At 43.3% G+C, this 22992-nt stretch carries 21 protein-coding genes and 1 pseudogene; 7 read left to right on the top strand and 15 right to left on the bottom strand.

The features are described 5' to 3' along the window. The 3 genes and pseudogenes from BLS65_RS18220 to BLS65_RS18605 all read left to right on the top strand — a co-directional run. Nucleotides 1-271, top strand: a pseudogene (locus BLS65_RS18220) (hypothetical protein); the annotation flags it as partial. 98 nt (nt 272-369) lie between these two features. Then, the gene (locus BLS65_RS08275; protein WP_092437845.1) at nt 370-1245 is read left to right on the top strand and encodes a hypothetical protein; all 876 of its coding nucleotides are present in this window, start codon (nt 370-372) and stop codon (nt 1243-1245) included. Nucleotides 1246-1339: 94 nt separating this feature from the next. Then, nucleotides 1340-1759, top strand: a complete 420-nt coding sequence (locus BLS65_RS18605) for a TM2 domain-containing protein (protein ID WP_092437843.1) — start codon at nt 1340-1342, stop codon at nt 1757-1759. A 256-nt stretch (nt 1760-2015) separates the two neighbouring features. Here BLS65_RS18605 and BLS65_RS08265 read toward each other — a convergent pair whose 3' ends face one another. From BLS65_RS08265 to BLS65_RS08250, 4 genes are read right to left on the bottom strand one after another with little or no spacing between them, the layout of a single operon-like run. Then, nucleotides 2016-2855, bottom strand: coding sequence for a tetratricopeptide repeat protein (locus BLS65_RS08265; RefSeq protein WP_125869811.1), 840 nt, complete (start codon nt 2853-2855; stop codon nt 2016-2018). After that, nucleotides 2788-3648, bottom strand: a complete 861-nt coding sequence (locus BLS65_RS08260) for a tetratricopeptide repeat protein (RefSeq protein WP_092437839.1) — start codon at nt 3646-3648, stop codon at nt 2788-2790. The genes BLS65_RS08265 and BLS65_RS08260 overlap by 68 nt, the downstream gene beginning before the upstream one ends. Before the next feature lie 13 nt (nt 3649-3661). Then, nucleotides 3662-4108, bottom strand: a complete 447-nt coding sequence (gene yidD / locus BLS65_RS08255) for a membrane protein insertion efficiency factor YidD (protein WP_092437837.1) — start codon at nt 4106-4108, stop codon at nt 3662-3664. After that, entirely contained in the window at nt 4108-4809 is a 702-nt protein-coding gene (locus tag BLS65_RS08250) for a hypothetical protein (RefSeq protein WP_139180959.1), read from the bottom strand. Before BLS65_RS08250 ends, yidD begins: the two co-directional genes overlap by 1 nt. A 325-nt stretch (nt 4810-5134) precedes the next feature. Here BLS65_RS08250 and lepA point away from each other — a divergent pair, with 325 nt between their 5' ends. Both lepA and BLS65_RS08240 read left to right on the top strand, forming a co-directional pair. Beyond that, entirely contained in the window at nt 5135-6922 is a 1788-nt protein-coding gene (gene lepA / locus BLS65_RS08245; RefSeq protein ID WP_092437833.1) for a translation elongation factor 4, read from the top strand. 46 nt (nt 6923-6968) lie between these two features. Then, entirely contained in the window at nt 6969-7766 is a 798-nt protein-coding gene (locus BLS65_RS08240; protein WP_092437831.1) for a hypothetical protein, read from the top strand. Between the two features lie 44 nt (nt 7767-7810). On the opposite strand, the gene BLS65_RS08235 is transcribed toward BLS65_RS08240, so the two are convergent. The 8 genes from BLS65_RS08235 to BLS65_RS08200 all read right to left on the bottom strand — a co-directional run bounded on the left by BLS65_RS08235 (nt 7811) and on the right by BLS65_RS08200 (nt 15303). Continuing rightward, nucleotides 7811-9475, bottom strand: coding sequence for a glycoside hydrolase family 16 protein (locus tag BLS65_RS08235; RefSeq protein WP_092437829.1), 1665 nt, complete (start codon nt 9473-9475; stop codon nt 7811-7813). A 19-nt stretch (nt 9476-9494) separates the two neighbouring features. Beyond that, the gene (locus BLS65_RS08230; protein ID WP_092437827.1) at nt 9495-9881 is read right to left on the bottom strand and encodes a DUF1987 domain-containing protein; all 387 of its coding nucleotides are present in this window, start codon (nt 9879-9881) and stop codon (nt 9495-9497) included. A gap of 97 nt (nt 9882-9978) precedes the next feature. After that, on the bottom strand, nt 9979-10674 hold the full coding sequence (locus BLS65_RS08225) for a response regulator transcription factor (RefSeq protein WP_092437824.1): 696 nt from the start codon (nt 10672-10674) through the stop codon (nt 9979-9981). Beyond that, nucleotides 10656-12299 carry a sensor histidine kinase gene (locus tag BLS65_RS08220; protein WP_092437821.1) on the bottom strand — a complete coding sequence of 548 codons (1644 nt, stop codon included), beginning with the start codon at nt 12297-12299 and terminating at the stop codon, nt 10656-10658. The genes BLS65_RS08225 and BLS65_RS08220 overlap by 19 nt, the downstream gene beginning before the upstream one ends. 225 nt (nt 12300-12524) lie before the next feature. After that, nucleotides 12525-12938, bottom strand: coding sequence for a hypothetical protein (locus BLS65_RS08215; RefSeq protein WP_092437819.1), 414 nt, complete (start codon nt 12936-12938; stop codon nt 12525-12527). A 16-nt stretch (nt 12939-12954) separates the two neighbouring features. Further along, the gene (gene rnc / locus BLS65_RS08210; RefSeq protein WP_170830043.1) at nt 12955-13752 is read right to left on the bottom strand and encodes a ribonuclease III; all 798 of its coding nucleotides are present in this window, start codon (nt 13750-13752) and stop codon (nt 12955-12957) included. Nucleotides 13753-13760: 8 nt separating this feature from the next. Beyond that, on the bottom strand, nt 13761-15008 hold the full coding sequence (fabF, locus tag BLS65_RS08205; protein WP_092437815.1) for a beta-ketoacyl-ACP synthase II: 1248 nt from the start codon (nt 15006-15008) through the stop codon (nt 13761-13763). Nucleotides 15009-15066: 58 nt separating this feature from the next. Continuing rightward, entirely contained in the window at nt 15067-15303 is a 237-nt protein-coding gene (locus tag BLS65_RS08200; RefSeq protein WP_092437851.1) for an acyl carrier protein, read from the bottom strand. A gap of 188 nt (nt 15304-15491) precedes the next feature. On the opposite strand from BLS65_RS08200, the gene purN reads away from it, so the two are divergent. Continuing rightward, nucleotides 15492-16061, top strand: a complete 570-nt coding sequence (gene purN, locus BLS65_RS08195; protein ID WP_092437813.1) for a phosphoribosylglycinamide formyltransferase — start codon at nt 15492-15494, stop codon at nt 16059-16061. A gap of 76 nt (nt 16062-16137) precedes the next feature. On the opposite strand, the gene BLS65_RS08190 is transcribed toward purN, so the two are convergent. The 3 genes from BLS65_RS08190 to leuS form a co-directional block, all read right to left on the bottom strand. Continuing rightward, nucleotides 16138-17421, bottom strand: a complete 1284-nt coding sequence (locus tag BLS65_RS08190; RefSeq protein ID WP_092437811.1) for a M23 family metallopeptidase — start codon at nt 17419-17421, stop codon at nt 16138-16140. Between the two features lie 91 nt (nt 17422-17512). Continuing rightward, nucleotides 17513-18385 carry a YitT family protein gene (locus BLS65_RS08185; protein ID WP_092437849.1) on the bottom strand — a complete coding sequence of 291 codons (873 nt, stop codon included), beginning with the start codon at nt 18383-18385 and terminating at the stop codon, nt 17513-17515. Nucleotides 18386-18490: 105 nt separating this feature from the next. Next, on the bottom strand, nt 18491-21253 hold the full coding sequence (leuS, locus tag BLS65_RS08180; protein ID WP_092437809.1) for a leucine--tRNA ligase: 2763 nt from the start codon (nt 21251-21253) through the stop codon (nt 18491-18493). 829 nt (nt 21254-22082) lie between these two features. On the opposite strand from leuS, the gene BLS65_RS08175 reads away from it, so the two are divergent. Next, the gene (locus tag BLS65_RS08175) at nt 22083-22988 is read left to right on the top strand and encodes an alpha/beta hydrolase (protein ID WP_170830042.1); all 906 of its coding nucleotides are present in this window, start codon (nt 22083-22085) and stop codon (nt 22986-22988) included. Nucleotides 22989-22992 lie beyond the last annotated feature (4 nt).

Here is a 22992-nt window from a genome sequence, read left to right as displayed (position 1 = left end):
AATGAGAGGCGTGTCAACGAAGTATCTACAGAACTATTCGAATTGGTTTGTCGCGGTAGAAAGGGCAAAGAAGGAGAAATCCTCACCGGAAAAGGTAGGCCGGCAGCTGTTGAAACGCTACCAAGCATGGGATCTATTTACAAACATTGAAGCGCATTACAAGAGTTTCATACAAGCCTACTCAGAGCGCACCTACCGATGTCCAGTGAAACGGTCGTGGAAGTCGCAAAATTGGAATAGTGGAGTAATTCAGGTTAGTGCAGCATTTTAATGCTAACAAAATATTATCAACAACATTTTTTTAGATTACAGCCAATGATTTTTATACTTTTGGCTAAATATTAGTAATTGCGGGAATATACATATCATATGCTTAATCGAATTGTGGCCATAGCCATAACAATAACCTCCTTTACGTTAAATGCATTTTCGGCAGAATCGCTATTCGATAAAACAAAAATGACGGAGTGCTTCAACTTAATCTACAACTATAATCTTCAGGCAGCTGATAGCCTAGCCACTGTCGAATATAATGCCAACTCACACGAACGCTTTATTATCGACATAAACATCCAATGGTACAACATTCTCAGCAACGTGAATAAAGTTGAAAACTACAATAAGATTACATCAACCTTTATTGCCCTTGTAAGGAGATCCGAAAAAGCAAAACTACAATCGCAAAAAGATATTTTTCTGCTACTCTATTCCGGAATTTTTAAGTTAAGGTGCGATGCTTACTTCGACGAAAAATTTAAAGCACTGGACACATACTTTAAACTCCTACCTAACATAAAATACGTAATTAAGCACTCCAATGATTGTGAGGAATACAAACTTCTCGCGGGAATGTATAACTATGCCTTTGGCTCCATAAAGCAACAACATCCGCTACTGGCTAAATCGCTAATATTCTTCCCGAAAGCGGATATGACATTAGGCCAGACTCAACTAAATCAATGCCTCAAATCCGATTTTCCTGTTGTGAAAACTGAAGCGAGTTACTTCCTCTACAAGGTGCGGTCGGAAATCAATAAAGATTATACCCACTCAGAATACCTCATTGTCTTACTCCATAATCAATACAAGGAAAATCCGCTTTATGCAATTGAACTTTTAAAAACTTCCACACTACTCAAGTCAAAAGGAATAACAAAGAAAGAAGTTGATACACTTATTGCCGGATCAAGAGCCCTCTCGACGGACCAAAAGAACCATTTTCTAAAAACTATTGAAACTATCTAGCATTCTTCACTAGTAAATTAGTAAATAAATTTGCTGTTATCGAAAAAACGTTTAATTTTGATAACGTTTTGCCTAACCAATTAAATTTAATTAAATGAAAAAGTTTTTAGTTGCTTTTGCATTCCTAGTTGGAACTGCAGCCACATCGATGGCAAACACCTCTAACTACTATGCAGACAATGCAGCAGTAGATCAAGTATTCCAAAATGCTGCTGAGGTTTCTCTTTCTGCTTATGACTTTAATGCAATGAAAACTGAAAACAACACGACTACTGTTTCTTCTGAGAAGAACGCAGTTGTTGCTTGGGCTCTTTGCTGGGTTGTTGGTGGTTTTGGTATTCACCGTCACTACCTAGGAACTTCTGGTAGCATGTGGGCACTTTATACCTTCACCGGTTGTGGTATTTTCGGTATTATACCAACTGTTGACTGGTTTGTTCTTCTTATTGACGGTGTTGTTAACAAAAACATCGATAAGTATGTTGACAACGAAAAATTCTTTATGTGGGCTTAATCAACCCATATAGTATAAGGAAGGCTATCCGCAAGGATAGCCTTTTTTTTTTCGTTAATTCGTTTGTTGATAGTAATGCCCATAACTCGCCGCCAACGCAATACTAATTCTATTCTGGTTTTATAACCGCAGTAATGGTTTCGATGTGGAACACTCGTCAGCAAAAATGGTTTCGGCTGCGCAACCTACTGAACTCATACAATCGCCTGTATTTCAATGATATTACTAAGCCTGATTTCATCGAACTGACGTTATATTACTCCATCAAAGAAGATTTTGCTTGCTTATTAAAATGCTTTGCTCGTTCATAGTTGGTTCTTTCAACTAGAAAATCAGCGCGCTTTCTACCTCCAAGGTAAAATTTTTCGAGCAAAATTCCGCCAGTAAAATAACCAGTTAGGTAGTAGCCATAGTATATCTCATAAACTCCAAATCCAAACGCAGCAGCATTCATAACAAAATTAAGAACACCTTCGGCTGGTTCCCCTCCGTATGCTATACCAGCCCCAGGTAAAAAGCTAAGCCAAAAGGCGGTATTTTTACTCTTAAGCCTTGGTGTGTTGGAATCGGAGTAAAGAATCATTATCCGATTTTTGGCAGCAACACTATCGTTACCAAAAACGCCAGACGAGGCATTTGCCAAAAGCATTGCTTTAGCGTCACCCCATTTTTGCTGCTCATTTAAAATTAGTGCACACAAAAGGACACTACCCACAGGAAGTTTACCCTGAAACATATCCTCCAAAACCCTGATTTCGCCTTCTGCCTGCGCAAACCGTCCATTGAGATAGTAGTTCAAGGCCCGCTCAAAAACAACTTTCTTTCGGACGGAATCAGTCACAAAAAAGAGCGGTATACGATCGAGGGTAGCGGAAGCACGCTCATACTCTCCTGCCCACCGAAGACAAAGAGCCTTCTGCATCAATAGTTCGTTCTTATTATTCGAATCGCTTAAGAAACAGAGCCGCTCATATTCAAGGGCTGCGTCAAGGTAACGGCCCTCCTTTACAAGGCTATCGGCGCTAGGCCTATCTATCGAAAAAGTTGCGAAGGGGAATGTGAAGATGAAACAGCACGCGATAATTAACTTTTTCATAGAACTCCTCTCTATATGCATTTACACTATATACACTTCCGTAAATATTTCCAACATAAGCAAGTGAAAACAGGCTACCCGCAACAATAGTTCCGGGGTGTTCGATTCCACGCTTAGTGAAATTCTCATAGGTTAAGGCTCCGAGAATGCTCACCGTTAAGAAAGCAGAAATCCCACCTCCTGTCTTTTTTGCATAAATTTTTCCAAGGCCGGGCACTGCTGCCGAAAGTAAACCTGCTACCAACGGTGATTTCCTTTTGAACGACCTGCAATCAGCACCAAGCCCCTTCAACTCTGTTTCATTTTCACTAAAGCAATAGTTAGTGAAGGTGAAATGAGAACTATTTGTTTCGAACTCTCTCCATTGATGCTCAAGAAGGTTAATTCCTGCCAACTGAATTCGTTTCAGCTCCGCGAGAGAGGTGTCCGAATCCGGAATCTGATATAATACAGACTTCGACTCTGAAAAACGTTTCTGGTAGGTGAGATTATAGGCTCCAAAGAATAGGCTTTTGTAGTATTTATCGGACCTAGGTGAGACTTTCAATAAAAAGATTGACGAACTATCCAACATCTTCAGATTGTAAAAGGCCCAACCTCGGAGATAGTTCCACTGATCAACATTGCTAGTATCAGTGCGATTTGTTTGTCTAAATAATTGCAAAGCATCATCATACATGCCGTTACCAACTAAGTATTCAGCAAATTCAATGTCGCTATGTGTGGCGGTAGTATCTTGCCCAAATGTTTTTCCTGCAATCAAAAACAGAAGGCACACAAAAAAAATGCGCATTTATTATAGTGTATTACTTGTGATTAAACCGATAGTAGTTGACTGTTTCCAGTTTTTTTCCGGTTTTTGGATCAACTTGAATCAGCCGAATATCTGTGGCAGAGATCCGATTGCAGCGCATAAGGCGGTCGATAGTGGAGAGAAAGGCCTTTAATGGATTTACCTCATGGAAAAGATGCCGGCTATACTCCGAACAAGAAGGGCCGTATAGGCAGCTGGCTGAGATTTGCGGTGAAAGAAACCTCTGGTATGCATACATCCATGGGCCAAAAGTGATATTCAGCAAAGGCTGCTGATTTGAAAACCCAAAAGGTACGATATGCCGTTCCAATTTATGATCAACGAAATTTGTTTGAGCCACAACCTGCTTTGCATGCATGTCAAAATCGTACTGAGCAAAAAGCGGAGCAGATATCAGAACCAGAATCACACCCAAGATTATCAACTTAATACGCACCATTACTTTACTACTTTAGCATTTGCTGGGATTTTAAAATCGAGCAAAGAACGGCTTGCGTTTTTTCCGGTTTTTACCTCGAGATAGTCCTTGCGGCTCACAATTGAATCCGTTGGAGAGAGATAAACATACTCGGTAATTCGAGTTGGAATCATTACATTATCAACAGCCTGATAATTCGCGTAAAACGTCTTATTGGTAATACCCTTTTTAGGTCCTAAGTATGCAACGTATATTGGAAGGAAGTTTTCGTAGACCATCTCTACCTCCGAAATTCTTGACTGCATCTCTTCAGGGGCCTTCCAGCGAGTTTCGGTAATTACACCCTTCGAACTTGAACTTATAAGTTGATACCCTATGCTACGAAGCCCTAAGTCCTGCTCGTTCTGAGTAAGAAAGAAATAGAACACATCAGAGTTTGACGAAAAAAGGTTATTTTGGTTAAGGATAACCTGATTTTTAGTAGGATAGTACACCTTGACTTCGCCCTTTTCGTTTACAAACATTATAAACTTATCGGGGCTGGTATAGTTTGCAACCATGCGCCTTTCGGCAGTTGAGTAAGCAACATCGGCCGCCACTGAAATAAGCTTTCCCTTGTGAGCCTTTTTCACTACCAATTTGGCAGAAATAACACCCTGATTAACCTGTCCCTGACCGACAAATGATACAAATAAGAATAGCAATAAAGGAAGTAAGCGCATATACATAGTTGAAATTCCATTTCTTAATACAAAGATGACAATAATTGTTAGGTTTACAAATACAAAAGAGCTGTAAAATGACTACTTCTTCTGACTATTAACGAGATAACTACTGAAAATATTAAGTTGGAAATAAAGTATCAAACCTTCACAGATGAAGTTTTTTGCTATCAAAAATCTCGATTGTTTTGAATATCTTTGCAACAATAACAGGCTAGCTTTGGGTTAGTAGCGAGAAAAGAAAGAGCGGTTGCCTTTTTACCAATTGCATTGAGATACCCAAACGAACACTCCTGTATATTCATTGTAGCGAAATAGACCATTAATGGAAAACATAAGAAATTTCTGCATCATTGCCCATATCGATCATGGGAAGAGCACGCTGGCCGACAGAATGCTCCAGCAAACCAACACGATCACCGACAGGGAAATGCAAAACCAAGTTTTGGACGACATGGACCTCGAACGTGAAAAGGGCATTACCATCAAGAGCCATGCTATTCAAATGGAGTATGACTTTGAAGGAACACCATACCAGTTCAACCTAATTGACACCCCCGGCCACGTAGACTTCTCCTATGAAGTTTCCCGAGCCATCGCATCCTGCGAAGGGGCATTACTTGTTGTTGATGCCACTCAAGGTATTCAGGCTCAAACCATTTCCAACCTCTATCTTGCCGTTAATCACGACTTGGATATTATTCCAATCATCAACAAGATAGATATGGATGCCGCCATGGTGGACGACGTTAAGGACCAGATTGTGGATCTACTTGGCTGTAAACGCGACGAGATTATTTGCGTTAGTGCCCGCACCGGCTTTGGTGTAGATCTCGTATTAGAGTCCATTATTACCCGAATAAAACCACCATCAGGCGATTCCAACGCGCCCTTACAAGCGCTGGTATTTGACTCGGTATTCAACTCTTTTCGTGGAATCATCGCCTACTTTAGGGTTTTCAACGGAACGCTAAAGAGTGGAGATAAAGTAAAGTTTTTCAATACCGGAAAGACTTACTATGCCGAAGAAATTGGCTACATGAAGATGAAGTTGATGCCCAAGCAGGAAATAAAAGCGGGGGAAGTAGGCTACATTATTTCCGGTATGAAGAATGCAGTGGATGTGAAGGTTGGTGATACTCTTACCAATTTTGAGAACCCATGCAAGACCTCAATTGCTGGATTTGAAGATGTTAAACCGATGGTTTTTGCAGGCATTTACCCGGTTGATAACGATGCTTACGAGGATCTGCGGGCTTCGATGGAAAAACTCCAACTTAACGATGCCTCCCTCACCTTTGAACCGGAATCGTCGCTTGCGCTTGGATTTGGATTCCGCTGCGGATTCCTAGGTCTGTTGCACATGGAGATTGTGCAGGAAAGACTCTTCCGTGAATTCAACATGGACGTGATCACCACCGTTCCCAACGTTTCCTTTAAAGTATATACTACAAAGAAAGAGATCATCGATGTGCATAACCCTAGCGGGTTACCAGCGGCAACCCTGATCGACTATATCGACGAGCCAATTATTCAGGCACAGGTAATTACGAAGAGCGAATACCTTGGCCAAGTAATGAAACTATGCATCGACAAGCGGGGTATTCTAAAGAGTCAGATTTTCCTCACCTCCGACAGGGTGGAGCTCACCTTTACCATGCCACTCAGCGATATTGTTATCGATTTCTACGATAAACTCAAATCCATATCACGTGGCTATGCCTCATTTGATTACTTCCTTAATGGCTACCAAAGAGCCGACCTAGTAAAGCTCGACATCCTCTTAAACGGAGAAATGGTTGACGCGCTTTCGTCGCTCATTCACCGCGACTATGCCTACAATTTTGGACGAAAAATGTGCGAAAAGTTGCAGGAACTTATTCCACGCCAGCAGTTCGACATTGCGATTCAAGCAGCTATTGGTGCGAAGATTATCGCTCGTGAAACGGTAAAGGCGGTTAGAAAAGATGTTACAGCAAAATGCTACGGCGGAGATATTTCGCGGAAGCGCAAGTTGTTGGAAAAGCAGAAGAAGGGCAAACGAAGAATGCGTCAGGTAGGAAATGTAGAGGTACCGCAAGAGGCCTTCCTCGCAATTCTTAAACTGGATTGAGATATGAAAAACAGCGGGCTAATCCCCGCTGATTTTATTTTGTAGTATGCTGAAAAAAATTAAGCGATACTTCCTATTAAAGCGCCTTGGCTTTCTTGGTGACCAGTTGGGTATTGCCCATCGTTACCATGCGGAAGGATCGGGATGGAGCAATCATCTCAACAAAACTGGCGAAGCAATTACATCCTGCCTAAAGGGAAAGGACAATTGCACAATAGTAATCGTTGGCTCGGGTTGGCTGCTCGATATTCCGTTGAAAAAAATTCTCTCCCTTACACACCATGTATATCTGGTAGATATTAATCACCCTAAGTCCATTAAGCATAAGTGGGAAGCTAACCCTAAAATAACTTTTATAGAAACCGATGTAACCGGAGGAGCCGTTTCTCTCTTTTCCTCTATTCTTAAAGGTGAAATATCCGAAGTCGAGGCACTCGAAGCCTGCAAAACGCTCGGTGCTGGGCTAAACATACCAAAAGCAGATGTAACGATCTCCGTTAACATACTTAGCCAGCTTGCTCATATCCCGGCAGAAACATTAAAGGAACAAAACAAGCTAAGTCCTGAGACGGCAGCAAGAATCATCACTACGCTACAGCTACAGCATTTGGATTGGCTATACGGCATGGAAAGCCTTTTAATATCGGACTTTGAGGAAGAACTTGTCGATGAAGAAAATCGTCTGTGTGGAGTAAATCCGCTTTGCCCTATTGATTCAAAAAAGTGGAGGCAAGTTGACCGTTGGCGTTGGAAGTTCGACACAAAAATGACCTACCGTTCCGACTTCAAAACATTCCTACATGTTGGAGTTTTTCATCGGATTGATCCAAATAAAAAAGGCTAAGCGCAATAGCCTAGCCTTCATTCTATCTTTTTTCGAATTACATCCTACGACTTCCCATCGAAGGAAATAACCCTAACCCAATCCATTTCCATAAACACAGGTAGTTTGCTTTCTTCAATATCGCTGCATAAACCTGACGAAAACACAATGTACATCGGTTGGTCGGGAAGACTATTCTTCTCCCTACGAACAACCATTCCATTAACCATCCAGCACAACTCATCCTTAGTCCAATCGAGTGTAAACACGGCGAATTTTTCGCTAATAGTTGGCAGACCAAGCCGTCCAACACGCTTATTTACACGAGCGGTACTGTCGGCAAGGTAGACTCCATGATCGAATTTTGATCCTGATTTAGATCCAAATTTAAAAATAGTAATTTGAGGGAGCATTTTGTCGCCAACCATCCAGAATGCATGAAATACAGGGTGTTGTGGTTTAACGCGCACCTTTGCTTCAAAACGGCCATATTTCTGACGAAAACTCTGTCCCGTAGAGATTAAACCCGATGTGTATTTGAATTCCTTAGGGAAAAAACCAAGTTTGTTGTCCCAAACAAAGCCTTGTTCAGTTTGCTTCTTGGTTTCAATTTTCAGAAGGCTATTATTTAAACTTACGTTTTTGCCATCGGTTAAGTGCTGCTTCTCCGACGATAAGGAATATCCCTTTTGCATAAGTGCCTCACCCCAGAAATATCGAGTGAGCCAACGAGATTTATCTAGTGTTTTAGCATCAAAATCATCCTCGAAAGTAACATTCCAGTTAGAATATGGAAGCAACCGACCTGTCTTAACCTCTTTGGTATAGAAGACTATATCCTCATTTTTACACAGTTCATTGAACTCGATAAGACGTTGGTGCTCTTCGGTGTGCTCAAACTTATCCGTAGATTGTAGGTATAGTTTACGCTCCTTGAATTCCTTCGAATTGCACTCCTCTTCGAGAGTGGCAAACTCAACCAATAAATTACCGGATTTTATTTGCTCGAGATTTTTGAGTAAGGAAGAACCTTTAACCTTATAGTAGTTCTTAATCTCGCTATCGTGATCCAATTCTTTATACTCAACTTCGAGTGCATGCTCCAACGTGTTGTTCCACTTATAGTTCTTCAGGAACTCTTTAAATGTAGAGGTGTTAACGGTCTTCTCTACTTCGACAAACCTCGAAACGGTAGAACCTTCACTGGCAGCCTGCTTACCCTTAAGATATTGCTTGATTTCGTGAGTATTTCGCAGTTGATTATACTCACCCAGAAGTGCATATTCGTTCGTATTTTTTACACTGAAGTTTTTCTTCTTCGAGATAAAATCAGCAGAATTAAGGGTGGTCTTTAACTCTTCGAATCGCTTGAGTTTAACTGACTCATTTACCTTTAGAAACGATAGATAGGGTGCTGAATCCTTGAAGGAGAAGTATTTTTTAAGATTAGAATTGCGGCGAAGAACAGTTAGCCGCTTCTCGGCAACCGATTCGGAACTACCTTTGTATACTAAAATGGCCAAGGAATGCTTTAGAGCCTTTAATTCTGGTGACTCAACAAATGCTTTCAACTCGGTGTAGCGATTCAACGAGGCAGACAGTTGAATAGATCTAAAGCGGTTTAGATCTTTTATAAGGGCAGTTTCCTTCGCTTCATATGCCTCAGCACTTGGAAGCAGTCCAAGCGAACGGGAAATTGTAAATCGTAACCGATATAATAAGTTTGCCATCTAAAAGGTTCTTAGTGTTTTAGGTATCTCTCTGATGCTTTATAAGCGTAAACGGTAATTTCAGGTTATCAGCATAGTCTTCCCCCGCTTCAAGCATATCGTCATCGTCTTCGAAGAAATGCCATTGTATTTCAACTATATGGCCGTGCCTATGCAAATCACGCATTTTCTCAAAAATGCGGATAAACATTTTCGAGGAAGATGTATTGTAGTATTCCAGGTTGAAAATAAGAGACGTTTTCGGATTTGGGTTAGTTGTATATTCACTTAACCAAGTAATAATAGGATTGTAGAATTCAAGCACATCCTCAGGAAGTGAATTTCCTATTATCTCAAACACGCCTGTTCCCTGATCTAATACAACTTTTGGGGTTTCCTCAGTTGGATCTATTAATATTGGTTTCATGGCATCATGAATTAATCCGAAAATATAAAGCCCCTTTTCCTTGGTATAAAATTAAGGAAAATAAGTTATCTTAAACTACAATTATATCTAAAAAATTCTAATAAATCAATTTAAAGCCCTTACCCCTTAAGTTAATAATCTGAATTGAAGGATCTTCTTTCAAAAATTTACGCAGTTTTGTAATGTAAACATCCATGCTACGTGCATTAAAGTAGCTATCGTCCGACCAAATGGCCTTAAGAACTTCACTACGATCCACCACCGCATTTCTATTGGAACAAAGATAAAGTAACAATTCCGATTCCTTTGCTGTTAGTTTAGCTAGGCTTTCTCCAATGGTAAGCGTTTGCTTGGTAGGATCGAAATTATACTCCCCAATTTGAAACAGTTGGCCCTCCAACGCTTGGTTTCGTGAACTTGTTCTCCGAATTATGGCCTCCAACCGAGCAATGAGTTCTTCAATACTGAAAGGTTTAGTCATATAATCGTCGGCGCCCGAATTAAAACCCTCGAGAACATCCTCCTTCATCGACTTTGCGGTAAGGAAAATGATAGGAATATTCGGATGAGTATTCCGAATCTTTTTTGCTAAGGAAAAACCGTCGAGAATAGGCATCATAACGTCGAGAACGCATACCTGATAGGTGGTGTTTTGAACAAACCCTTTCCACGCCTTTTCTCCATCAGAGTACAAATCGGCGGCATAGCCTTTTGCATTTAGGTATTCCCGAAGAAGCATGCCGAGATTCTCATCGTCCTCGGCCAGTAAGATCTTTATGCTGTTTGCGTCCATCTTTTGTATACTTTTTTTAGTATTGATGTTGACTCCTCTGAATTAACCCTGTCGCTTTCACGAGGTAGAAAGATAGTAAATTTTGTTCCAATCCCCAATTCACTTTCCACGGATATGGACCCGCCATGTATCTCTACCATCTTCTTAACATAACTAAGGCCAAGGCCAAACCCTTTCACATTATGAACATTGCCCGTAGGAACTCTATAGAATTGCTCAAAAATGCGTTTCTGATTTTCCTTGCTAATGCCAATTCCGTTATCAATAACGCTCACCAGTATTCCTTGAGTATGATCGGTAGTGGTTACCAAGATTTCGGGTTTCGCTCCCGAATACTTCAAGGCATTTTCTACCAGGTTAGCGAGGATATTGGTAATGTGTACCTCATCGGCAATAATAATGGGATTGGTGGCATCGAAGTTCCTCCTTAAAATACCGTTATGGTTCGCAACTTGGAGGGAGAAATTATCGACCACCTTCTTTGCTACCATATGAAAATCAACGCTCTTGGTTTTTAGTTTCAGCTTCCCTTTATCAAAAATAGCCATTTGCAATACGCGTTCAACCTGAAATCCCAACCGTCGGCTCTCCTCCCATACTACCTTAGATATGTAAGGGTAGTTTTTCTTCTCGGGCGGAAGACTATCGTCCATCAACATTTGGGCCGCCAGAGAAATAGTGGAAATTGGGGTTTTAAGTTCGTGGGTCATGTTGCTCACGAAATCATTCTTTATCTCAGAAAGCCGCTTCTGGTGAATAATTATGTAAAGCGTTGCGCTAAAGGCAAAAATAATGATCAGAGTCAAAATTATAGTAGCACCCAGAATAATCCCCAGAGAACTAATTATAAAATGTTTGCGACCAGGGAAAAATACATTAAGGTAATATTTAGGTGACAGTACATCGTTTGGAAAAAGCAAATCGGTAAACTGCTGCGCATTACCAGGCAAATAGCGCGACGATTGGTAAATGATACCACCCTTACTGTCGGAAACTGCAAACTCGTAGGGTGTTGTCACTCCCTTTTTTTGCAACTCTTGATGAATTAAGCTGTCCAACTGCTCCTTCGAAATACGTTCATCAATGGTGGACTCTACTCGGATTAACTTCTTTACAATATTTTCTACAAAAACAGTTTTTTGAGTTAATCGTTTACTTAATGGAATAAGTCCATACTCGGAACTTGGATTAAATATTTTTTTCTTATTGTTTGTAACCAACGGTTTTGCATTCGTCACATACTTTTTTGAATTCCGAGTAATTAGGTCGAAATTGGGGGTGATGAACAGAGAATCGGCCTCATCAAACACCAAAACTTCGCGTTTCCGCTGCTCCAACTTAATGCTCCAAGGGGTTTTTTCCACCTCATTCCGGCTATAGGCCACTATCATATTGCCACTCTCTTTGTCGCTAATGAAAGGGGTAGCCTCATCGTAAATCTGGGAAACGGTTTCTTGCCGCTCTACTTCATCAATAATTCGTTCGAGTGTATTAATCACTAACCGGTCAAACTCCTCCTCTTTCATCTGATAGGAATTACGAATCCAAAGCATTTGAAGAATCACAAGGGCAACCGAAGTGAGGGAAATGATTACAGTTAGTATCCAGATATGGCTACGATTCATCGAGGTCGTGTTGAATTTTCGTGGGAGACTAGTGCAAAGTTAGGTTAATGATTTAGTTATTCTACCGAACCTTAACACAGTTTAACAGAGAAAAACAGCAATTAACTTTCCGATGCCTTATATTTGGCAAGCAGTTTTAGTGTAATCTTTCCGAATTGCTTTTGGAGTAGAGCCCAAAGCAACATATACAGCAAAGAGGGTGGAAGCGGTTCCGCCCTCTTTCGTTTATTTAGCAAGTATCGTGGCTAATTTCTTAAGAATACCTTTGTCGGAAAGCAGAGGATAACAGCCAACAACTCCCTCTATTTGCTTAACTCGATTACTCCATCGCAGAAGCGGCTTATCCGCATCGGGACCAATACAAACTAGGATATAATCTATGTTTTTTAGTGCTAAGGACAATCGCGTTTCTTCTACCTTATTGGATATAAGTAAGAAATGAAGAGCCGCCTCCTCATCGAAAAATTGGAACGTAGCAAACGGACTGATTAATTCATGAGATTGTTCGGCATAGACAAAATCAGCGCCTAACTGCTTATTCAGAAGCCACGAAAACCGTAGGATTGACTCGGCACACGAAATTCCTAAGAAAGCAGCATTGCGCAAAGGAACATCGAGTTGGTGAACGGTCTTTGCCATTGCGATATGAATTGAATTACAAACTGCTATTTACACATTCTTCCGGACCAAGGTGCGCTTCCTCTATGATATTTTGCGCCAAAAGGTTTAACTGCTCCTCATTGGACAAAACAATCATGGCTGCATTTTGCTCTGCCTCTTTTTTGGAACTACCCTGGCCTTCACCAGCTAAGGTGTTGGCTATATATAGTAATGCAAAGAAAATTGGAGAAGTCTCCTTGGCTTCATGCTCTTCCCTATAATCGAATGTAACTGATCGACGATGCTTTTGACCCCACTCAATAATACGGCTCTTGAAATCGGTCTCGAGATGCTCAAGTACATTGAGATTGACGAACTTCTTAAATATCTTCCTAATGAGATATTTTCGAGTTTTTTTATACCCTTTATCCAGATACATGGCACCAATAAACGCCTCTAGCGCATCTCCAAAGATATGGCGCTGCGTGGAATTGCAGGAGTTGGAGATTATAAGCCGCTGAAGCCCCATTTGAACTGAAAGTCGATTGAGGTGGGTGCGGCTAACAATTTTAGCCCGCATTTTGGTAAGGAAGCCTTCCCTTTCCGATGGGTATTGTTCAAAAAGAAAGTCGGCGATAATGGCGTCGAGGATAGCATCGCCAAGGTACTCCAGCCGCTCATTGTTGACAGACTGACCCGAGGGTAAAACAATAGAAGCTGACTTATGTATAAAAGCCAGCTTATACAGATTTATATTTTGCGGGTAAAAGCCAATTGCTCTTTTGAATTCTACATAAAATTCTCTATCACGGACAGATTTAAATCGTCTCCGATGAATGATAGATACCCGCAAATTGGAAATTAAAGTTTTCGTAGCAATATGGAAGAGTTATGACCTCCAAATCCAAAGGTGTTGCAAAGAGCAACTTTTACCTCACGTTTCTGAGCCTTATTAAAAGTAAGGTTCAATCGGCTATCTATTTCTGGATCGGCGTGAACGTGGTTAATGGTAGGAGGAATAATGCCGCGAGTAATAGCGAAGATACAAGCAAGCGCTTCTACGGCACCAGCAGCACCAAGCATGTGGCCAGTCATAGATTTAGTGGCAGAAATGTTTACCTTGTAAGCATGCTCACCAAAAACATTAACAATAGCTTTTGTTTCGGCAATATCTCCTAGAGGGGTAGATGTGCCGTGAACATTGATATAGTCAACATCCTCCAGTTTAGTATTATTGTCGGCAAGAGCCAACTTCATAACATTGGAAGCTCCAAGACCTTCAGGATGTGGAGCAGTGAGGTGATAAGCATCGGCCGTCATTCCACCGCCAATAACTTCGCAGTAAATTTTCGCACCACGTGCCTTGGCATGCTCATACTCCTCAAAAATGAGAGCGGCTCCACCTTCTCCCATAACAAATCCATCGCGAGTGGCGTCGAATGGACGAGATGCGCTTTGGTATTGATCGTTGTTGGTTGAAAGCGCCTGCATTGAGTTGAATCCGCCAACACCTGCTTCGTTAATAGCGGCTTCGGAACCTCCAGTAACAAATACGTCGGCCTTACCTAAACGGATTAAATTGTAGGCATCGATCATAGCATGAGTGGATGAAGCACACGCCGAAACAGTTGAGTAATTTGGCCCACGTAAACCATATTTCATAGAAATATGGCCAGCAGCAATGTCAGAAATCATTTTTGGAATAAAGAAAGGGCTAAATCGAGGGATATTACCGCCCTCGACAAACCCCTTTACTTCATGCAGGAAGGTGTAAATTCCACCTATGCCTGAGCCCCATACAACACCCGCGCGGTCGAGATTAAGAGTCTCAAGATTAAGCCCTGAGTCTTTCATCGCCTCTTCTGAGGCAACTAAGGCATACTGAGCATATAGATCGAGCTTCTTAGCCTCTTTGCGATCGAAATGATTGTTGGGATCAAAGTTTTTTAACTCAAACGCAAATTTTGTTTTAAAATTGGTTGTATCGAAACTCTTAATGAGATCGCATCCGCCAACACCCTTTTCAAGGTTAGCAAAATACTCCTCAACGTTGTTTCCTATAGGATTAATTGTTCCTAATCCCGTAATAACTACCCTTTTAAGCTCCATAAAACCAATTATTAAAAAACAAAATTATGCGCAAAAGTTTAATCTTACTTCTTCCTAGTTACTTGCTGTGGCTCTCAATGTAGCTAACTGCGTCGCCAACGGCGCCGATCTTTTCAGCATCTTCATCAGGAATAGAAATGTTGAACTCCTTCTCAAATTCCATGATAAGTTCAACAGTGTCAAGTGAATCAGCGCCCAAATCATTGGTGAAACTTGCAGTTGGAGTAACTTCGTTCTCGTCAACGCCGAGTTTATCAACGATAATAGCCTTTACTCTTGATGCGATGTCAGACATAGTTGTAAGTTTAAAATTAATACTTAGGTTATCTTTAGCATTCAAATATAAACAATAACTTTTTACAAAAAATAAAAAGCTATCCAAATGATGATCGGCGCAAAAGTAAGATAATTTGTTTTTAGTTTTGACCTTTCAAGTGATAAATTTGCATTAATCCTCATGCTTATCATAATACTCAACTGTATATGAAGTCAATAGCAATATTTTCCTCCGGATCGGGTAGTAATGCCGAAAACTTGATCACCTATTTTCGCAAGACACAGTGCGCCAATGTGTCTGTGGTGCTTTCGAATAATCAGGAGGCTTTTGTGCTCAATCGGGCTAAACGACTTGAAGTGCCTTCCACCACCTTTTCAAGGAACGATTTTTACCATTCGGAGGCAATTTTGGATGTTCTAGAAAAATATGAGGTAGATTTCATCGTCTTGGCCGGATTTCTATGGCTCATTCCCTCCTACCTTATTTCAGCCTTTCCAAATCGAATAGTTAATATTCACCCAGCACTGTTGCCAAAATATGGTGGTAAAGGCATGTTTGGCGAAAATGTGCACAAGGCAGTGGTGGAGAGTGGCGACAAAGAAAGTGGAATAACGATACACTACGTAAATGAGCACTACGACACGGGCAGCACAATTTTTCAGGCCCGATGCCTCGTGATGCCAGGCGATACTCCCGAAAGTTTGGCGGCCAAAGTTCATGAGTTGGAGTATAAGCACTTTCCCCGAGTAGTGGAGGATATTATTTGTAAGCTGTAATTGCAACTTCCCACAAAAAGGTTGGGTGCAAATTGCCACTAAAGCAACAATTTGCACCCAACCTTTAGAATTCTTACTATTTCTTTTGCATTACCGATACGGCCGAACTACCCGAATACACGGTGGTATCTCTCATCTCAATTCGGCCATTAAGCACGGCCTGAATGCTATCGCGATAGACCATATATGCTGCCATATTCTCCTTCTTCATAGGTTCAACTGGCGGTGCCTTTACAAGTAGAGGATTTACGGCAGTGCCATTTTTCCAAACCCTAAAATCGAGATGCGGACCAGTAGCATAACCAGTTTGCCCCACATAGCCAATAATTTGCCCCTGCTTTACGCGAGCCCCTACATGTATTCCTTTCCCATAGGCCGACAGATGCAAGTAACCTGTAGAATATGATGCATTATGGCGAATTTTTACGCCATTTCCACCACCACCAGAGTATGCCCTTCCTATTACTGTTCCATCGCCAATACTCATTACCGGAGTTCCCGTAGGGGCAGCATAATCCACTCCTGTATGAGGACGATATATGCGTAACACCGGATGAAACCGACTTCGCGAAAAGCGCGAACTAATTCTTGAAAATTTAAGTGGTGCCTTGAGAAAAGCTTTCCTCAGATTATTTCCTATTTCATCCCAATACTCTTGAATCGAATCTTGATCGAACGAAACGGCTAAATAGGGTTCGCCCCGATGTGTGAAACGGGCTCCATATATCTTTCCTACCCCAACACTTTTTTTATCGATATAGAGTTCGTCGTAAATAACCTCAAAACCGTCGCCCTTTTGTATTGCAAAGAAATCGATGGTCCAAGCATATATATCGGATAGGTCTAAAACCAAAGAAGGCGGCAGACTATCCTTAACCATGGCCTCCCACAAGGAGGTTTGAATAGTCCCTGAAGCCTTTCTGCGGATCGATACAACGTCCTTTTGATTCTTCACCACCGTAATGGAATCGCCAAAGGAGAACACCACATATTCCACCGGGGAAACTTCATAGACCATATATGCCAACCGTTGTAAACTGTCGCTGGAAGTGAAAAACTTGAGCACGTTACCTGCTCTTATCTTTCGCATATCGATTACGCCTGCTGCCTTTGTTTCTAATTCGAATATCTGAGCGTTGGATAGGTTCCGAGCGTTGAGAATGGTGCCAAGCGTTTGGTTTCGGGTAATAGGAACCTTTTCAATGTTGAAAGAGTCTACTGGGATGCCATATTCCAGCACTGGAGGAATTAGGGCCTCTTCTTTCTTAATCTCAATAGTTACAAATAAATCATAGGTAAATACCAGGATGATAGCGGTGACTACGATCGAAAACGGAATTAAAAGCCATTTTTTTTTCATTGGGAAGGTCTGATTCTTTGGTAAAAAAAAGCAACCCCTAAGGGTTGCCCAAAAATATCAATTCTTCGGAGATTAGAAAACTTAATAAACGTTAAGATCGAATTCTTTCGAAACCCTGTCCATAAACCCCCATAACCAGTGAGACCGAAATGAAAGCATCGTGATCAATCTCCTTCACTATGCGATAAAAATCGGAGAGCTCGTGCTTGCGAAACATCGATATAAGCACCTTTTGCGGCTCCTTGGTATACCATCCTTCGCCATCCACAACCGTTACACCGCGCCCGAGTTCGCGCGTAACCCGATCGGCGATTTCGGCATACTTCTTCGAAAAGACAAAAGCCTGAACGCTCTGCTTCGACCCCGAAATAACGGCATCAATAGCATAAGCGGTAATCGACATGGAAACGTAACCATATACAATTACCTGAATCCGTTCGATGGGTGTCTTGTCGAGCATCACCAAATATATCGATGCAATAATAAAAACGTCGCAGGCCAGAATAACCTTACCCGGGCTGATGTTATGATACTTGTTCACAATCATGGCAATAATATCGGTTCCTCCCGACGAGCCTCCTTGGGTAAAGGTTATCCCGATTCCAATACCGCTGAGCATGCCGCCAATGATGGCCGACATAAACTTATCCTGTAGCAGCGGTACCGTAATAAGCGGCTGCATTACGGAGAAAAGAAATGAGGCCATTAGAATACCAAAAATAGTTTTTACACCAAAGTTTGCTCCCAGAACCTTTATTGCTAGCCCTATCAGAAAGAGGTTGATTACAAAATAGGTTAGACCAACTGGGATTCCTGTGCCGAAATATATGATTGCCCCAATACCGCTAACCCCACCACCGGTAATGCCGGAAGGAAGAATAAACGTGGTCCATGCCAACACATATAGGAATAATCCGAATGTGATGATCACGTAAGGTTTCGAAAAATGGTATGCCTTATTCATGGATGCAATAGTTTTTATAAGTAAATCCTTGATCGTTTTCACTCCCTCAATTACCCGTCTTTGAAGCATTATATGCCTCGGATAATGAAACACCGTCCATCAACCTTATACAACCAGATTAATGATTTTGTTTGGTACAATAATTACTTTCTTCGGCTGCTTGCCCTCTAAGTATTTCTGAGTATTCTCGTCGGCCAAAATAGCCGCCTCAATCTCGGCAACCGATATACCCAAAGGTAGTTCCTTTTTGAATCGCATTTTACCGTTGATGGAAACGGGATACTCGTAACTCGACTCCACTAGGTAGGTCGAATTAAACACCGGGTAGGAAGCATCGGCAATGCTTGGTTTCTTACCCATATGAGCCCATAGCTCCTCGGTGATGTGCGGGGCAAACGGAGAGAGCAACACGGTGAGTGGCTCCAGAATTTCGCGCTTGTTGCACTTTAAATCGCCCAGCTCGTTTACGCAAATCATAAAGGTGGAGACGGACGTGTTGAACGAGAAGTTCTCGATATCCTCGCGCACCTTTTTAATGGTCTTGTGCAACACCTTTAGCTCAGCAGGCGTGGCCTTTTCGTTCGAAAGTTGAATATCGCCGCCCTTGCTGAGAAACAGCTTCCAGAACTTGCGCAGGAACTTCGACACACCATCAATTCCGTTGGTATCCCATGGCTTGCTTTGCTCTAGCGGTCCGAGGAACATCTCATACATGCGCAGGGTATCGGCTCCATAGCGCTCCACCACATCGTCGGGGTTCACTACGTTATACATACTCTTGGACATTTTCTCCACTGCCCATCCGCAAACGTACTTGCCATCCTCGAGAATAAACTCGGCGGTAGCAAACTCGGGGCGCCAAGCACGGAACTTAGCCAAATCGAGCTGATCGTTGTTTACAATATTAACATCCACATGAATTTCCGTGGTGTCGTATTGATTCTTCAACCCAAGTGAAACAAAGGTGTTGGTATCCTTAACACGGTATACAAAGTTGGATCGACCCTGAATCATCCCCTGGTTAACCAGCTTGCGGAATGGCTCATCCTTCGATACCTCACCGATATCGAAAAGGAACTTGTTCCAAAAGCGGGAGTAAACAAGGTGACCCGTGGCATGCTCGGTTCCGCCAATGTAAAGATCCACATCCTGCCAGTATTCGTTGGCCTGCTTCGACACCAACCCCTTGCTGTTGCGCGGATCCATATAGCGAAGGTAGTAGGCCGACGAACCAGCAAACCCTGGCATGGTGCTCATCTCGTAAGGATAACCCTCCTCGGTATGCCAATTTTTGGCATGGCCAAGCGGTGGCTCACCCTTTTCGGTTGGCAGGTATGCGTCCACCTCGGGAAGCATAAGCGGCAGCTTATCCAACGCCACCGGATAGGGCATCTCATCTTTATAGTATATAGGGAACGGTTCGCCCCAGTAGCGCTGACGGCTAAAGGTGGCATCACGCAGGCGGAAATTCACCTTGCGGTTGCCCAGCTTGCGATTCTCCACCTCGGCAATGGCGCGCTTTACCGCATCCTTCACATCGAGGCCATTGAGGAAGTCGGAGTTTACCAACTTGCCCGATTTAGCATCATAGCTCTCCTGGCTGATGTCGCCGCCACTCACCACCTCTATAATGGGTAGGTTGAAGTGCTTTGCAAAGGCATAATCGCGGCTATCGTGGGCAGGAACGGCCATAATAGCACCAGTTCCATAGCCTGCCAGCACGTAATCGCTCACGTAAATTGGCACCTCAACACCCGAGAATGGGTTGATGGCATAGGTGCCTAGGAACTGGCCCGAGACCTTCTTTACCTCGGTCATGCGCTCGCGCTCGGAGCGATTCTTCACCACCTCGAGGTAAGCCTCAACGGGTGCTTGGTAATCGGGATGGGTGAGCGAAGGCAGCAGCTCGCTTTCGGGAGCCACAACCATAAAGGTCACGCCAAACATGGTGTCGGGACGGGTGGTAAACACCTCTATCTTTTCTTCGGAATTCTTAAGGGCGAAGTTAACCTCGGCACCCTCCGACCGGCCAATCCAGTAGCGCTGAATCTCCTTGAGCGAATCGGACCAATCCAAGGTATCGAGCCCATCGAGCAAGCGCGGTGCGTATGCGCTGATGCGCAAGCACCACTGGCGCATCTTTCGTTGCTCCACCGGGTGTCCACCGCGAACCGAAACGCCCTCCTTTACCTCGTCGTTGGCCAGCACCGTGCCCAAGAGAGGACACCAGTTAACCATAATATCGGCGAGGTAGGCCAAGCGGTAGGCGAGCAATATCTCCTGCTGCTGCTTCTCGGTCATGGACTTCCATTCGGTAGATGAAAAAGTAGCCACATCGCTGCAAACGGCATTTACCGCAGCGTTGCCGTTGCGCTCGAACTCGGCAACCAAGGCCGAGATGGGCTCCGCCTTTTGGGTGGACTGGCTATACCAGTGCTCGAACATTTGGATGAACGCCCACTGGGTCCATTTATAGTAATCGGGCTCGCAGGTGCGGAACTCGCGATCCCAGTCGTAGCTGAATCCTATTTTATCGAGCTGCTCGCGGTAGCGGCGAATATTAATATCGGTAGTAAGGGCAGGATGCTGTCCGGTTTGAATGGCATACTGCTCGGCAGGCAAACCAAACGCATCGTATCCCATGGGGTGAAGCACGTTGTAGCCGCACAGACGTTTGTAGCGCGAGTAGATATCGGAAGCAATGTATCCCAGCGGATGGCCCACATGCAGCCCCGCACCGGATGGGTAAGGGAACATATCGAGAACGTAAAACTTGGGTCTGCTGCTATCTACCTCAACGTGGAATGTCTTGTGCTCGCTCCAGAAGCGCTGCCACTTCTTCTCAATTTCTACAAAATTGTAATCCATGGTTACCTACCTTATAATATGTCGTTTGAAATCAGGATGCGAAATTAATAAAAAAGTAGCAACGGAACGAAGTAGTTAAACGGAAGTTATACAGAAGTTAGTCGGAAGATAATCGGAAGAAGGCCGTTTGATGATATGCTTATGCGGTAACAACGCTGTATTACAAAAAAAGCAAAGAAGAAAGAACCTAAAGTCGCTTGACTCGCCGACTACGATCAGCAACCCCAACCGATAGCGGTTTGCCTCACTGACTGCGATCAGCAACCCCAACCGTTGGTCGTTTGCCTCGCTGACTGCGATTAGTAACCCCAACCGATAGTGGTTTGCCTCGCTGACTGCGATCAGTAACCCAAACCGATAGTGGTTTGCCTTACTGACTACAATCAGCAACGAGAACCGATAGTGGTTTGCCTTACTGACTGCAATCAGTAACCAGAACCGAGGTGGGTTTGCCTCACTGACTACGATCAGCAACCAGAACCGAGGTGGGTTTGCCTCGCTGAAGGGGTTCAGTAACCAGAACCGAAGTGGGTTTGCCTTGCTGAAGGGGTTCAGCGACCAGAACCGAAGAGAGTTTGCATCGCTGAAGGGGTTCAGCGACCAGAACCGAAGTGGGTTTGCATCGCTGAAGGGGTTCAGCAACCAGAACCGATAGTGGTTTACCTTACCGAAGGGGTTCAGGAACCCGCGCAGCCGTCTTTTCACTTTTCACCACTCACTTTTCACCTCCTCAACCGTTCATAAGGCGAAACTACCGCTCATCATTTTTCATGAAAATATGGCTGTAGGGTGCGCTATGTTTGCATCAGAAACTAAAAACAAACACACTATGAAACGCACTCAAACAACCAAAACCATGAAAACTATTTTTACTGCAATTCTTTTTCTTGCCATTAGCGCAACCACATTCGCCAAGAACAACGCTCCCTTTAAGGTGGAGGTTTCGGGCAAAGGACAAGCCATGATTTTTATTCCAGGCCTCAGCTCGTCGGGCGATGTGTGGAACGAAACCGTAGCCCACTACAAGCAGCGCTACCAGTGCCATGTGCTCACCCTGCCGGGCTTTGCCGGCCAACCAGCCATGGCCACCGACAGCTTTCTCACTACCATGCGCACCAGCCTTGCCGAATACATCATTCAAAACAAGCTGAAAAAGGTGATCGTGGTGGGCCACAGCCTCGGCGGATTCCTTGCCCTGTGGATTGCCAGCACCAACCCCGAGCTAATTTCGTTGGTGATTGATGTAGATGGTCTCCCTTTTATGGGTGCCACCATGAACCCCATGGCCACCGCCGAATCCATGAAGCCCATGGCAGAGAATATGCGCAAGGGAATGCTCGCCCAAAATCCCGAGCAAGCAAAGGCTATAATGCCATCGATGGTAACTCCACTGGTAAACGATTCGCTAAGCAGGCTTAAGGTGCTTGAGTGGATGCAGGCTTCGAATCAGGCTACTGTTGCACAGGCCATGTATGAGCTCTTTACCACCGACATCAGAAACGAACTGAGCAACATTAAGTGCCCTACCCTAGTGCTTGGTGCTTGGATTGCCTACAAGAGCTACGGCGCTACCCACGAGTCGGTAGCCGGAATGTATCGGGGACAGCTTGCAAAGCATGGAAATTACACACTCGAACTTACCGATAATGGCAAACACTTTATTATGTTTGACGACCCAAAGTGGATGCTAGCACAAATGGATACCTTTATCGCAAAAACCAACAGCAAACAGTAGCGTT

This window comes from Williamwhitmania taraxaci (assembly GCF_900096565.1).
GTDB lineage: Bacteria > Bacteroidota > Bacteroidia > Bacteroidales > Williamwhitmaniaceae > Williamwhitmania > Williamwhitmania taraxaci.
The sequence above is the reverse complement of the archived record's forward strand: the minus strand, read 5'-3'. Positions and strand labels throughout refer to the sequence as shown.